The organism is Streptomyces sp. NPDC048111 (assembly GCF_043202815.1).
GTDB lineage: Bacteria > Actinomycetota > Actinomycetes > Streptomycetales > Streptomycetaceae > Streptomyces.
Genome location: NZ_JBIDBD010000016.1, coordinates 73,610 through 87,408, shown reverse-complemented (window position 1 = coordinate 87,408; position 13,799 = coordinate 73,610). Strand labels below are relative to the sequence as shown.

Sequence of the window (13,799 nt, the reverse complement as noted above, 5' to 3'; positions counted from 1 at the left end):
GGCCCAGGGCTACCCTTCGTGCCCAGGCCCCGAAGGCGACGGGCCCGCAGGGGTCGGGGCCTCGCCGAAGCGGGCCAGGGTCAGGGCGCCTGCCACCGCCACCGCGAAGCCCGTTACGGTCAGCCAGCCGAGCCCCTCGCGGGTGCGGTCGCCGAGCCAGGCGACGCCCACCAGGGCCGGGCCGATGGTCTCGCCGATCACCATGCCGGCCGTCGCCGTGGTGACCGAGCCGCGCGACAGGGCGGAGGTGAGCAGCAGGAACGCCGCCCCGCCGCCGAGCAGCAGGGCGTACAGGGCCGGGTTCGTCAGGTCGAACGGGTCGTCGATGAGCCGTACCGCGACCTCGACCACGCCGAAGCCGCAGCCCGCCCCGAGCCCGAGGACCAGCGCGCGGGCGCGGCCGGGCAGGCGTCCGCCGACGGCGCCCGCGGCGAGCACCAGGGCGGCCACGCCGAGCAGCCACCAGGGAAGCGGGCCGGGGCCGCGTTCCGTACCCTCCGCGCCGGACGAGAGCCCCAGCATCGCGAGGCCCGCGCAGACCACCCCGACCGCCGCCCACTCCGTGCCGGACAGCCTGACCTTCAGGACGCGGGCCGCGACCACCGCCGTCACCGCGAGGGAGGCCGCGAGCGCCGCGCCGACGGCGTAGATCGGCACCGAGCGCAGGGCCAGGATCTGGAAGACGAAACCGAGCCCGTCCAGCGCGAGCCCCACCACGTAGCGCCACTGGCGTACGGCGCGCAGCAGCAGCGCCGCGTCGACCCCCGAGCCCGCACCGGCTCCCGTGCCGGGCTCGGCGGCGCGCGTCGCGGCGGCCTGGAGGACGGTGGCCGTGCCGAAGCAGACCGCGGAGGCGAGCGCGCAGATCATCCCGAGGAACACACAGGGACTGTAGTCGCAGGCCCCGCACGGTCGGGGACGCCCGGGCGTGTGCCGGGCGCGGCCGGGAACTAGGGTGTGGCCGAAACGCGTCCCACAGGGACGTCAGTACGTGAACGGGGGAGGTCGCACGATGCGCAGGTTCAGGTCCACCACGGTGGTGCTCGGCGGGATGGGTGTGCTGGCCGCGACGCTCACGGCGTGCAGCGACGAGCCGGACAAGCGGTGCGTCAACCCGGTCACCTACAAGGAGCTGCCGAAGTACGAGTGCAAGAGCGGCGGCAGCGGCACGTACTACTACGGCGGCACCAGCCGCGGGGGCAAGGTCTCCGGCGGGTCCTTCGACAAGTCCGGCGTCTCGCGCGGCGGCTTCGGCCACGGCGGGTCGAGCGGCGGCTGACCGCGCCGGCGCGGTACGGCACGGCACAGGCACGCAGCGGGACCAGCGACGACGTAGGGCAGACGCATGGAACGCCATCACATACAGCCGCGCCCCGACTGGCAGCGGACGGTCGAGGAACAGGGCGTCATCTATCCGCTGACCCGCTACCCCGACGGCTCGCTCCGCCCCTACTGGGACGAGAGCGCCTACTACTCCTTCACGCTGCCCGAGGTCGAGGCGCTGGAGGAGACCGTCGAGGAGCTGCACGCCATGTGCCTCGCGGCGGCGGCCCACATCGTGGAGAAGGGCCGGTTCGCGGACCTCGGCATCATGGACGGGCGGCTCGCCGACCTGGTCGCCGAGTCCTGGCGCCGACGGGCCGAACTCCCTTCCCTGTACGGCCGGTTCGACCTGCGGTACGACGGGTCGGGCCCCGCGAAGATGCTGGAGTACAACGCCGACACCCCGACCTCGCTCGTCGAGGCGGCGAGCGCGCAGTGGTTCTGGATGGAGGACCGCTTCCCCGGCGCCGACCAGTGGAACTCGCTGCACGAGCGGCTGGTGGCGGCGTGGCGGCGCCAGGCCCCGCTGCTGCCGCCGGGCCCCGTGCACTTCGCGCACTCCGACGGCGACGAACTCGGTGAGGACCTCATGACCGTCGCCTATCTGCGGGAGACGGCCGAGCAGGCCGGGCTCGACACGGAGGCGCTGTCGGTCGAGACCATCGGCTGGGACGGCATCACCGGCCGCTTCGTGGACGACCGCCTCCGGTTCATCCGGTCCTGCTTCAAGCTCTACCCCTGGGAGTGGCTGGCCTCCGACGCGTTCGGGCCGCAGGTCCTCGACACCCTGGACAACGGCGGCGGCACCGGCACGACGTGCTGGATCGAGCCCGCGTGGAAGATGCTGCTCTCCAACAAGGCGCTGCTCGCGGTCCTGTGGGAGCTCTACCCGGACCACCCGAACCTGCTCCCCGCCTATCTGGACGGCCCGCGCGAACTCGCCGCCGGACGGGGCTACGTGGCGAAGCCGCTGCTAGGCCGGGAGGGCGCGGGCGTCACCCTGCACCCGCCCGGCTCCGGACCGGCCCCGCGCCCCGAAGAGCCGTGCTGCTACCAGGAGTTGGCGCCGCTGCCGGACTTCGAGGGGAACCGGGTGGTGCTCGGCGCGTGGGTCGTCGAGGACGAGGCGGCGGGCCTGGGCATCCGGGAGTCGGCGGGGCTCGTGACGGACGAGTACGCGCGCTTCCTGCCCCATGTGATCCGCTGACGTCACCGGCGCCCGGCCCCTCAACAGCCGCCCCGGCAGGGCGCGTTCGACTCCCCGGATGCTCCACGCGCCCCCTCACGCCCCTTGTGCTCCTCCCCGACGCCCCGGAAGAACCTCCGCGAGGCGTGTGAACAGGGCGGCGGCGCACAGGGGCGCGGCTACCATGTCCGCACTGCCGACGCTCTCGAACAGCCCTTTCGTTCAACCCGGTTGAGGGTCGGCGCACGGCCACCGTCACGGGGAGCAGGACATGGCGCAGGCGCAGGTGCCCGAGCAGGCGCGGCCGGCGGCGCAGCCGCCCGGCGCACTGCCGCCGGTGCACCCCTCGCTCAGCGAGGCGACCCGGCTGATGGCGGCCGGCGCCTACCTCGACGACGCGTACCGCGAAGCCGTCATCGACGAGCTGTACGTCCACGAGGAGCGGATCGCCGCGCCCTCGCTCGGCTTCGACGCGGCCCGCGTGCTCGCCCACGCCCTGCGCGCCCGCACCCTGCGGATCGCCTGGTCGCTCGGCATCCTCGTGCTCTGGGTGCTGGCCACGGTCGTCACCGGCTACGCCTTCGTCCTGGTCCTCGGCCCCTGCCTCCAGCTCGGCATCGCCCGTCATGTGCGCGGCACGGCGGCCGTCGCGCCCTGGTACCGCGCCTTCCCGGCATTCCTGCTGCGCTGGTGGGCGCGGCTGCTGCTCGCGGTGCTCACGGTGGTGGTGCTGCTCTCCCTGCTCGGCGGCTTCGAGGACTCCTCGGCCGGCTCCGGTGGGTACGCACCCGGCGACTACGACGGGTTCGGCGAGTCCGGCGGCGGACCGGAGACGCTGCCCGGCCGGGTCGCGGGACCCGGGCGGCTGCTCGGCGGCGGCGCCCTCGGCCTGTCGGACGGGGGCTTCGGACCCGGCGTGGGCTGGGGGATCGTCGCCTGCTTCGCGGTGATCGCCCTCTGCGTCGGCCTCCAGCACCTCCAGTTCGCCCGGACCATGGCGGGGGAGCTGTCGCCGCGGGGTTTCCAGGACCTCGCGGCCGACCCCGCCGAGCGGGCCGACAACGGCCGGCTGCGACGGCTCGCCGCCCTGATCCGCACCGAGCAGCACGCCCCCCTCGCCGTCTACCGCCCGGACGCCCCCTTCCGCGGCGCGGGCGAGCCCTTCGAACCCTGGTCGGTCTCCATCCAGCTGCGCCCGCGCGCCTCCCTGGGCGAGCGGAGCCCGTCCCGCGTCAGCAACGCCGAGATCCTGGGCATCGTCGAGCCCCTGATCGCCGGGCTCCGGGTGCCCGCGCCCGCGGCGCCCGCCGAGGCGCAGGCCGTGCGCGACCGGCTGCGCCAGCTGGAGGTGGCCGAGTACCTCTTCCTGCCGGTCGACGGGCTGCCCTCGCGCGCCCACGCGCCGTACCGCGAGGGCGAGTTCGAGCAGCACCGGGCCGCCGCCCTTGAGGAGGGCGGCGAGGCCCGCAGGCACTTCCTGCGGATCAGGGTGGGCGGCTGGGAGGAGCACCTCGTCACCACCGTCTTCGTCCGCGTCCACACCCAGGGCGGCATGCTGGTCCTGGAGATCGCCCCGCATGTGCTGGCACCGCTGCGCGAGGACTTCCTGCGCGCCGACCGCACCGCCCAGGGCTTCGCCTGCCGCACCCCGGTGGGCAAGGCGGCCTGGGCACTGGTGCACACGCCCGCGTCGCCGGTCGACGCGCTGGTCGCGCTCGGCCGGGCGGCGGTGTCCCTGTGGCACCGCCTCACCGGCGGCTACGGCCGGGCGCTGCCCGACGGCCCGGCCCGCTCGGTGCGCGAGCTGGCCGCGGCCCCCGGCGCCTCGCTCTTCCAGGCGATGGACTACCGCCGCTACGTGAAGTCCGTGGAGGACCGGGTGACCAGCGGGGTGCGCGCCGCGCTGTACGAAACCGGCTACGACACCGGGCAGTTCGAGCAGAAGATCATCAACATCGCGCAGGGCGGCGTCATGATCGAGAACGCCCGCGGGGCCGTCAGCGTCGGCGACCACAACACCGTTCGGAACGAGGGCTGAGCATGACCACGACGGGTGACGACAGCACGCGGCCGCACCGGCCGCCGCAGGACGCCGGGCAGCGCTCGGTGCACATCAGTGGGGTGACCGGGTCCGTCTCGGTGGGCGACCACAACCGGGTGCACAGCGTCTACCGCGCGGGCGCCGCGGACGACGAGGCGCACCGCCAACTCATGGACGCCATCACGGAGTTCAGGACCAGTCTCGCGCAGCTCGTGCGCACCGACCAGACCCGCGCCCTGGACGGCGAACTCGCCGACGCCCAGGAGGAGATCCGCGCCGAGGGCCAGGCGTCGCCCGGCCGCCTGGCCCGGCTCGGCGAACTGCTCGGCGGTGCCACCGCCCTCACCGGCCTGCTCGCCTCCGGCCAGACGCTGGTCGACCGGGTCCGCGCACTGATGGGGGTGTGAGCGCGTGGTGGGAGGCGGCAGCGGCGAGGTCCAGTGGAACGCGGTGACGCAGAAGTGGGAGACGATACGGGACGCCCCCGCGCCGCCCCCCGCCGCGCCCCCGCAGACCACGCGCCCGGAGACCGGGCCCTCGGAGACCGGGCCAACGGGGGCCGGCCCCTGGGAGACCGCCCACCCCGGCGCCCCGGACCGGCAGCAGTCCCCGCCCGTGCCGCCCGCCCCAGCCGTACCCCCGTCACTGCCTCCCCTGCCGCCGGCCTGGCCGGGCGGTCCGGATCCGCAGGCCCTGCCGCCCCAGGAGCCCCCGCCGCCCCACGAACCGCGGCAGAAGAAGCCGGTGCCCGTCGGAGTGGTGGTGGCGATGGTCGTGGCCGTCGCCGTGGCCGGGGCGGGCGGCGGCTGGCTGCTGGCCCGTGGGCCCGGGCCCTCGGGAGCCGCGTCCCCGCCCGCGCGGAGTTCGGCCAAGGCCACTTCGGCGCCGTCCGGCAGCGGCGGGGGCGGCCCGTCCGCGTCGCCGTCGCCGTCACCGTCGGCCTCCGGGTCACCGGGCGCGGGCGTGCCCGCCGGGTTCCGGCTCGCCCAGGACCCGGGCGGCTTCCGGCTGTACGTGCCGCAGGACTGGACCCGTACGGAACAGGGGAAGCAGGGCGTGTTCTACACCTCTCAGGACGGCGCCCGGCTGATCCAGGTGTACCCGGTGACCGAGGCGGGCCTGAGCCCCTACGAGGCGCTGCGGCGGACCTCCGGGGCGCTGGCGGCGAACCCCGGGTACGAGGAGATCGGCCTGACCGACGGCGTCTCGGTGCCCGGGATCGCGGCGCGGGCCGCGCGGCTCGTCTACGCGTACGACAAGCCGGAGCTCGGCCACCGGCGCCAGGTGGTGGACTACGCCTTCCTGACGCCCGGCGGCAAGCACTTCGCCGTCCTGTCCGCGGCTCCCGCGGACGCCTGGCCGGAGCAGGAGGGGACCTTGAAGACCGCGCTCAGCGTGTTCTGCGCGGACGCCGACTGCCCCTCCCCCTCGGCCGGTTGACGCGCGGGGCTACTTCTCGGCGAGGACCGCGCGCAGCTGGTCGAGGCCCCAGTCCAGATCCTCCTTGCTGATCACCAGGGGCGGCGCGATGCGGATCGTGGAGCCGTGGGTGTCCTTGACCAGGACCCCGCGGTCCATCAGCTTCTCGGAGATCCGCCGGCCGGTGCCGTAGGACGGGTTGATGTCCACACCCGCCCACAGCCCGCGCCCGCGCACCGCCTCGACCGCGCCCGTGCCCGCCAGCAGGTTCAGCTCGTGGTGCAGATGGTCGCCGAGCTCGGTGGCGCGCTGCTGGTACTCGCCGGTGCGCAGCATCGCGATCACTTCGAGGGCGACCGCGCAGGCCAGCGGGTTCCCACCGAACGTCGAGCCGTGCTCGCCCGGCCGGAACACCCCGAGCACCTCCGCGGAGGCGGCCACTGCCGAGACCGGGACCACGCCGCCGCCCAGCGCCTTGCCCAGGATGTACACGTCCGGCACCACGTCCTCGTGCTCGCACGCGAAGGTCCGGCCGGTGCGGCCGAGACCCGACTGGATCTCGTCCGCCATGAACAGCACGTTCCGCTCGCGCGTCAACTCCCGTACGCCCGCGAGGTATCCGGGCGGCGGGACGAGCACACCGGCCTCGCCCTGAATGGGTTCGAGCAGCACCGCCACCGTGTTCTCGGTGACCGCGGCGCGCATCGCGTCGAGGTCGCCGTACGGGACGATCTCGAAGCCCGGGGTGTAGGGGCCGTAGTCGGCGCGGGCCTCGGGGTCGGTGGAGAAGCTGACGATCGTGGTCGTACGGCCGTGGAAGTTGTCCCGGGCCACCACGATCTTCGCGGTTCCGTCGGGCACGCCCTTGACCCGGTAGCCCCACTTGCGGGCGGTCTTCACGGCGGTCTCCACCGCCTCCGCGCCCGTGTTCATGGGCAGGACCATGTCCGTGCCGCACAACTCGGCCAGCCGCGTACAGAATTCGGCGAAGCGGTCGTGGTGGAACGCCCTCGACGTCAGGGTCACCCGCTCCAGCTGGGCCTTGGCGGCGTCGATCAGACGGCGGTTGCCGTGGCCGAAGTTGAGCGCCGAGTATCCGGCCAGCATGTCGAGATAGCGCCGGCCCTCGACGTCGGTCATCCACGCGCCCTCGGCGGTGGCGACGACGACGGGCAGGGGATGGTAGTTGTGCGCACTGTGTGCCTCGGCGGAACGGATGGCGTCTTCGGTCGCTGCGTGGGTCGACACGGGTTCTCCGATCGTCATGCGGCATGGGGCGTCGATGGTGCCCTTTTCTATCGTCGCTCGGATACCGGACGGGGAAACCTTGCCGTCGGAGGCGGCCGGTAGGGTGTTCGGTACGCGCGGCGACTGGCGAGCGGGGAAGCGACCCCGGGGGAGCCGTGCGCGGCCTGCCGCACGAGGTGCCGCCCGCCTGGGCACCCCGGGAACCTGACAACGGACCCGGAGGACGCCATGCCCCTTCCCCTCGAACACCCCGCCCTGCTCGCCACCGACCCGGAGCTCGCGGGTCTGGTCGCCGCGGAGGAGCGGCTCCAGTCGGACACCCTGCGCCTGATCCCCAGCGAGAACTACGTCTCGACGGCCGTGCTGGAGGCCTCCGGGACGGTGCTGCAGAACAAGTACAGCGAGGGGTACGCGGGCCGGCGCTACTACGAGGGCCAGCAGAACATCGACAAGGTCGAGAAGCTGGCCGTCGAGCGGGCCAAGGCCCTGTTCGGCGTCGAGCACGCCAACGTCCAGCCGTACTCGGGCTCGCCCGCCAACCTCGCGGTCTACCTCGCCTTCGCCGAGCCCGGCGACACCGTGATGGGCATGGCCCTGCCGATGGGCGGCCACCTCACGCACGGCTGGGGCGTCTCGGCGACGGGCCGGTGGTTCCGCGGGGTGCAGTACGGGGTGCGGGCCGACACCGGGCGCCTCGACCTCGACGAGGTGCGCGAACTCGCCCTCAAGGAACGCCCGAAGCTGATCTTCTGCGGCGGTACGGCGCTGCCGCGCACCATCGACTTCGCCGCGTTCGCGGAGATCGCGAAGGAGGCGGGCGCGGTGCTCGTCGCGGACGTCGCGCACATCGCGGGGCTCATCGCGGGCGGCGCCCACCCGTCCCCGGCGCCGTACGCGGACGTCATCTCCACCACCACGCACAAGACGCTGCGCGGGCCCCGGGGGGCGATGCTCATGTCCCGCGAGGAGCACGCGAAGGCCCTGGACAAGGCGGTCTTCCCCGGGCTCCAGGGCGGGCCGCACAACCAGACCACGGCGGCGATCGCGGTCGCGCTGCACGAGGCGGCCCAGCCGTCGTTCTGCGCGTACGCGCACCAGGTGGTGGCCAACGCCCGGGCGCTCGCGGACGCGCTGCTCGCCCGGGGCTTCGACCTGGTGTCCGGCGGGACCGACAACCACCTGATCCTGATCGACCTGACCGGTCGGGGGGTGCCGGGGAAGGTGGCGGCGAAGGGGCTCGACCGGGCGGGGATCGTCGTCAACTACAACACCGTGCCGTACGACCCGCGCAAGCCGTTCGACCCGTCCGGGATCCGGATCGGTACGCCGGCTCTGACGTCCCGGGGGTTGGGGGTTGAGCAGATGGGGGTGGTGGCGGAGTGGATCGATCGGGGGGTTGCCGCTTCGGGCTGCGGGGACGAGGCGGCCCTGGCCCGCATCCGCGCCGAGGTCTCCACGTTCCTGGCCCCCTACCCGGCCCCGGGCCTCCCCCGCCCCTAGGCCGGGCGCGCCCGGGCCCTGGGGTTTCGCTCTGCGGAGCTCGGCCCCCAGGGGGCTTGCCCACCCACCCGCCCGTGCGGGGGGTTGGGGGGCCCGGCTCCCTGGGGCTCCGCCCCAGACCCCTGGGCGCTTGCCCACCCGCCCGCCCGTGCAGCGGGTTGGATTGGCCCGGCCCCTGGGGCTCCGCCCCAGACCCCGGCCGAGCTTGCCCACCCGCCCGCCCGTGCGGGGGGCTGGATAGGCCCGGCCCCCTGGGGCTCCGCCCCAGACCCCGGGGGGTTTGCCCGCCCGCCCGCCCGTGCGGGGGGTTGGAGGGTGCGGCCCCTGGGGCTGCGCCCCAGACCCGCTGAGGTGCTCCGCCCCTCGGACCCCGGCGGGGGCTCCGCCCCCTGCACCCCCTTCGCGCCTGAACGGCGCTCGTCCTCAAACGCCGGACGGGCTGATGTGACCGGTGCGGGCCCGCACCATGCCGCCAAGGGGCGCGGGGAACTGCGCGACCAGCCACGCACGGTGCGAGGCCGACAGCGGGTTCAGGGGTGCGAGGAACGGCGCAAACCCCGGGCCGGTCCGCTCCTGCCAGGGGCGCGGGGAACGGCGCAACCCCGGCCGGCACCGGTCCGCCAAGGGGCGCGGGGAACTGCGCGAGAAGCGACCGCGGTCCGCGCACGACCGCGGAGCCAAGGGGCGCGGGGAACTGCGCGAACCCCGGGCACCCCCAGCACCCCCAGGGGCGCGGGGAACTGCGCGCCGCCCGTCGGGCCTGGGGCGCGGCTGCGGATGGGCCGGGGCCGGGGGGTGTGGGGCCGGTCACAAGGTTGGGGTTTCTCGGGGGGGTGGGGCACCTGAGAGAATGGTGGGCATGGCCTCGACTCGTCCCCGCGTGCTCTCCGGAATCCAGCCCACCGCAGGCTCGTTCCACCTCGGCAACTACCTCGGCGCGGTCCGCCAGTGGGTGGCGCTGCAGGAGTCCCACGACGCGTTCTACATGGTCGTGGACCTCCACGCGATCACCGTCCCCCAGGACCCGGCCGAACTGCGCGCGAACACCCGGCTCGCCGCCGCCCAGCTGCTCGCCGCCGGTCTCGACCCCGAGCGCTGCACGCTGTTCGTCCAGAGCCACGTCCCCGAGCACGCCCAGCTCGCCTGGATCATGAACTGCCTGGCCGGTTTCGGCGAGGCCAGCCGAATGACCCAGTTCAAGGACAAGTCGGCCAAGCAGGGCGCGGGCAACGCGACCGTCGGGCTGTTCACGTACCCGATCCTCCAGGTCGCCGACATCCTCCTGTACCAGGCCAACCAGGTCCCCGTCGGCGAGGACCAGCGCCAGCACATCGAGCTCACCCGTGACCTCGCCGACCGCTTCAACGGCCGGTTCGGCGAGACGTTCACCGTCCCGGAGCCGTACATCCTCAAGGAGACGGCGAAGATCTACGACCTCCAGGACCCGTCGATCAAGATGAGCAAGTCGGCGTCGACGCCGAAGGGCCTCATCAACCTGCTGGACGAGCCGAAGACCACGGCCAAGAAGGTCAAGAGCGCGGTCACCGACACCGACACGGTGATCAAGTACGACACCGAGAACAAGCCCGGCGTCTCCAACCTGCTGTCCATCTACTCCACGCTCACCGGCCGCACGGTCGCGGAGCTGGAAGCGGACTACGAGGGCAAGATGTACGGGGCGCTCAAGACCGACCTCGCCGAGGTCATGGTCGAGTTCGTCACCCCGTTCAGGACCCGCACGCAGCAGTACCTGGACGACCCCGAGACGCTGGACTCGCTGCTCGCCAAGGGCGCCGAGAAGGCCCGCGCGGTCGCCGCCGAGACGCTGGCCACCGCGTACGACAAGGTCGGACTGCTGCCCGCCAAGCACTGACCGCCAAGCCGGCCGGACCGCCGGACGCGGCGCGGTGGCCGGAGCCCGCCCCCGGGCTCTGGTCAGCCGCCGTCCGGGCCGTCACACTCACTGCACACCATCAACACCACAGCACGGAGGAGAACGACGTGGGGACCGTAACGCTCGGCGTTTCGATCGCGGTCCCGGAGCCCTACGGCAGCCTGCTCCAGGAGCGGCGGGCGGGCTTCGGTGACCCCGCCGCGCACGGCATCCCCACGCACGTCACCCTGCTCCCGCCGCACGAGGTCGAGGCGGACTGCCTGCCGGAGATCGAGGCCTACCTCGCCTCCGTCGCCGCGGCCGGGCGTGCGTTCCCGATGCGGCTCGCGGGCACCGGCACCTTCCGTCCGCTGTCCCCGGTCGTCTTCGTGAACGTGGTGGAGGGTGCGGGCGACTGCGCCTGGCTCCAGCAGCGGGTGCGGGACGAGGCGGGCCCGCTGGTGCGCGAGCTCCAGTTCCCGTACCACCCGCACGTCACCGTCGCGCACGGCATCTCCGAAGAGGCGATGGACCGGGCCTACGAGTCGCTCGCCGGGTTCTCGGCGACCTGGACCTGCGGCGGCTTCGCCCTGTACGAGCAGGGCGCCGACCGGGTGTGGCGCAAGCTGCGCGACTACCCCTTCGGCATCGGCGCGCTCGGCGTCCCCGCCCAGGGCGCCTCGCTCGACCACCCCTCGCTGCGCTAGCGTCCCGGCCCGCTACACCGGGAGCCGCCGGAAGACGCCGCGCGGCACGTGCCGCAGCGCCGACATCACCACCCGCAGCGCGCCGGGCACCCACACCAGCTCGGCCCGCCTGCGCAGCCCCGCCTCGATCGCCAGCGCGACCGCCTCGGGCGTGGTGGCCAGCGGCGCCTCGGCGAGCCCGGCCGTCATCTTCGTCCGGACGAATCCGGGGCGTACGACCATGACGTGCACCCCGGTGCCGTGCAGCGCGTCCCCGAGGCCCTGGGCGAACGCGTCGAGACCGGCCTTGCTCGATCCGTAGATGAAGTTGGCGCGGCGGGCGCGCTCGCCGGCGACCGAGGACAGCACCACGAGCGAGCCGTGGCCCTGGGCCTGGAGCGCCTTGGCGCAGACCAGTCCGGCCGAGACGGCGCCGGTGTAGTTGGTCTGCGCGACCCGCACCGCGGCGAGCGGCTCGCCCTCGTCGCTCACCTGGTCGCCGAGCACCCCGAAGGCGAGCAGCACCATGTCGATGTCCCCCTCCGCGAAGACCTTGCCGAGGGCGACCTCGTGCGCGGCCGGGTCGAGGGCGTCGAAGGCGACCGTGTGGACGTCGGGGCCAAGGGCCCGCAGCTCGGCCGCTGCCGCGTCCAGGGCGGGGGAGGGGCGGCCCGCCAGCCACACCGTACGGGTGCGGCGGGCCACCAGACGGCGGGCGGTGGCCAGGCCGATCTCGGAGGTGCCGCCGAGCACGAGCAGCGACTGGGGCGTTCCGAACGCGTCCTTCATCAGGTCAGCTCCTTCGGGTGGTCTGTGGGCTGCGACGGGATGGGTGGGTGGGTGGGTGGGTGGGTGAGTGGGTGGGTGAGTGGGTGGGTCGAGTGGCGGGCGGGGGTCAACAGGCCTCTCGGGGGCGGGGAGTTGAGGCCGTGTGCCGGACCCTGCTCACAGGCCGAGGCGTCTGCTCATGTCGGAGCGGAAGACGCCCTCGGGGTCCAACTCGGCGCGCAGGCTGCGGAATCGGGGGAGGTGCGGATACATGCGCTCGACCAGTTCCGGCCGCATCCGGGCGTCCTTCGCCAGATAGACGCGTCCGCCCGCGTCCGCCACCTGCTCGTCGAGCGCGTCGAGCAGGGCGCCGAGACCGGGGAGGTTGGCGGGGATGTCCAGGGCCAGGGTCCAGCCGGGGAGCGGGAAGGAGAGCCAGCCCGGATCGGCCTCGCCGAAGCGCTTGAGTACGGCGAGGAAGGAGGGGCAGCCGTGCCGCGAGATGCGCTGCACGATGGTGCGCAGGGTGTCCTCGTGGCCGTGCCCGACGACGAACTGGTACTGCACGAAGCCGCCCCTGCCGTACACGCGGTTCCAGTGCGGCACCCCGTCGAGCGGGTGGAAGAAGGTGGAGATGCGCTGGAGTTCGCCGGTGCGGTGGCGCGGCGCCCTGCGGTACCAGAGCTCGTTGAACGCGGCCACCGAGGTGCGGCCGAGCAGCCCCTCGGGCAGGAAGGAAGGAGCGGCCGGGAGGCGGCGCGGCCGGAAGTCGAGCGGGGTGCGGCGGGCGCGGGGCGGCAGCATGTCGAGCGGCGCGTGCTCCCCGCGGGTCAGCACCGACCGGCCGGTCCTGGCGCCCCGCGCGAGGAGGTCGATCCAGGCCACCGAGTACCGGTAGCGGTGGTCGCCCGCTTCGAGCCGGGTCATCAAGTCGTCCAGGTCCACGGCCCGTTCGGTGTCGACCGACATCAACGAGGTGCGAACTGGCAGGAGTTGGACGGTGGCCCCCAGGATCACCCCGGTCAGTCCCATGCCGCCGGCGGTCGCGTCGAACAGGTCGGTGCCGGCCTCCACGGTGTGCACGGTTCCGTCGGCGGTGAGCAGGTCGAGTTCGTGCACATGGCGGCTGAACGAGCCCGAGACGTGGTGGTTCTTGCCGTGGATGTCGGCGCCGATCGCGCCGCCGACCGTGACGTAGCGGGTGCCGGGCGTCACGGGCACGAACCAGCCGAGCGGGAGCAGGACTTCCATCAGGTGGTGCAGGCTGACGCCCGCGTCGCAGACGACGACGCCCCTCTCGGCGTCCACGGTGCGGATGCGGTCGAGGCCGGTCATGTCGAGGACCGTGCCGCCGGCGTTCTGCGCGGCGTCCCCGTAGGCGCGGCCGAGTCCGCGGGCGATGGTGCCGCGCGCCCCGCCCGCGCGGACCGCGGCCGCCGCCTCCTCGTAGCTGCGCGGGCGCAGCAGCCGGGCGGTGCTGGGCGCGGTGCGGCCCCATCCGCTCACGGACGTCGGGGGGCCACAGGGTGCCGGCACGGATGCCGGTGCGGTGTCGGATGACGGGTCGACAGACATGAATGCGACGTTATCGCCTGAATCGGTGCAATTCGTTCAGCCACCCACCTCGATCAATCTTCAGGAAATCACTCACCGAAATGGGTGATTATCAGGGTGTCTGAACCATTCGTTCCGGATGCGGCCGCCCGTGCGCAGCAGAGTCGCCCGTGGTCCACGGCCAGTTGGTGGCCCGACGTC

12 protein-coding genes are annotated in these 13,799 nt (G+C 73.7%); 8 read left to right on the top strand and 4 right to left on the bottom strand.

The window, feature by feature from the left end; all coding sequences use genetic code 11:
* Positions 1 to 9 precede the first annotated feature (9 nt).
* Complete coding sequence (locus tag ACGF3I_RS23760) at positions 10 to 870, bottom strand: hypothetical protein (protein ID WP_393135237.1); 861 nt, start codon at positions 868 to 870, stop codon at positions 10 to 12.
* Between the two features lie 142 nt (positions 871 to 1,012).
* On the opposite strand from ACGF3I_RS23760, the gene ACGF3I_RS23755 reads away from it, so the two are divergent.
* The 5 genes from ACGF3I_RS23755 to ACGF3I_RS23735 all read left to right on the top strand — a co-directional run bounded on the left by ACGF3I_RS23755 (position 1,013) and on the right by ACGF3I_RS23735 (position 5,990).
* The gene (locus ACGF3I_RS23755) at positions 1,013 to 1,279 is read left to right on the top strand and encodes a hypothetical protein (protein WP_393135129.1); all 267 of its coding nucleotides are present in this window, start codon (positions 1,013 to 1,015) and stop codon (positions 1,277 to 1,279) included.
* Positions 1,280 to 1,345: 66 nt separating this feature from the next.
* Entirely contained in the window at positions 1,346 to 2,530 is a 1,185-nt protein-coding gene (locus ACGF3I_RS23750) for a glutathionylspermidine synthase family protein (RefSeq protein WP_393135127.1), read from the top strand.
* A 250-nt stretch (positions 2,531 to 2,780) separates the two neighbouring features.
* On the top strand, positions 2,781 to 4,547 hold the full coding sequence (locus ACGF3I_RS23745) for a hypothetical protein (RefSeq protein WP_393135125.1): 1,767 nt from the start codon (positions 2,781 to 2,783) through the stop codon (positions 4,545 to 4,547).
* Between the two features lie 2 nt (positions 4,548 to 4,549).
* The gene (locus ACGF3I_RS23740; protein WP_393135123.1) at positions 4,550 to 4,957 is read left to right on the top strand and encodes a hypothetical protein; all 408 of its coding nucleotides are present in this window, start codon (positions 4,550 to 4,552) and stop codon (positions 4,955 to 4,957) included.
* Positions 4,958 to 4,961: 4 nt separating this feature from the next.
* The gene (locus ACGF3I_RS23735; RefSeq protein ID WP_393135121.1) at positions 4,962 to 5,990 is read left to right on the top strand and encodes a hypothetical protein; all 1,029 of its coding nucleotides are present in this window, start codon (positions 4,962 to 4,964) and stop codon (positions 5,988 to 5,990) included.
* 9 nt (positions 5,991 to 5,999) lie between these two features.
* Here the strand turns inward: ACGF3I_RS23735 and rocD are convergent, their stop codons facing one another.
* Complete coding sequence (gene rocD / locus ACGF3I_RS23730; RefSeq protein ID WP_393135119.1) at positions 6,000 to 7,235, bottom strand: ornithine--oxo-acid transaminase; 1,236 nt, start codon at positions 7,233 to 7,235, stop codon at positions 6,000 to 6,002.
* Between the two features lie 210 nt (positions 7,236 to 7,445).
* Between rocD and glyA the strand changes: the two genes are divergently transcribed.
* The 3 genes from glyA to ACGF3I_RS23715 all read left to right on the top strand — a co-directional run bounded on the left by glyA (position 7,446) and on the right by ACGF3I_RS23715 (position 11,297).
* Positions 7,446 to 8,717, top strand: a complete 1,272-nt coding sequence (glyA, locus tag ACGF3I_RS23725) for a serine hydroxymethyltransferase (protein ID WP_393135117.1) — start codon at positions 7,446 to 7,448, stop codon at positions 8,715 to 8,717.
* An 859-nt stretch (positions 8,718 to 9,576) separates the two neighbouring features.
* Positions 9,577 to 10,590: a tryptophan--tRNA ligase gene (gene trpS, locus ACGF3I_RS23720; RefSeq protein ID WP_393135115.1), complete on the top strand. Its 1,014-nt coding sequence runs from the start codon at positions 9,577 to 9,579 to the stop codon at positions 10,588 to 10,590.
* 128 nt (positions 10,591 to 10,718) lie between these two features.
* Positions 10,719 to 11,297, top strand: coding sequence for a 2'-5' RNA ligase family protein (locus ACGF3I_RS23715; protein WP_393135113.1), 579 nt, complete (start codon positions 10,719 to 10,721; stop codon positions 11,295 to 11,297).
* Between the two features lie 12 nt (positions 11,298 to 11,309).
* Here ACGF3I_RS23715 and ACGF3I_RS23710 read toward each other — a convergent pair whose 3' ends face one another.
* Both ACGF3I_RS23710 and ACGF3I_RS23705 read right to left on the bottom strand, forming a co-directional pair.
* Entirely contained in the window at positions 11,310 to 12,065 is a 756-nt protein-coding gene (locus ACGF3I_RS23710) for a decaprenylphospho-beta-D-erythro-pentofuranosid-2-ulose 2-reductase (RefSeq protein WP_393135111.1), read from the bottom strand.
* A gap of 156 nt (positions 12,066 to 12,221) precedes the next feature.
* Positions 12,222 to 13,619, bottom strand: coding sequence for an FAD-binding protein (locus tag ACGF3I_RS23705; RefSeq protein ID WP_393135109.1), 1,398 nt, complete (start codon positions 13,617 to 13,619; stop codon positions 12,222 to 12,224).
* Between the last annotated feature and the right edge of the window lie 180 nt (positions 13,620 to 13,799).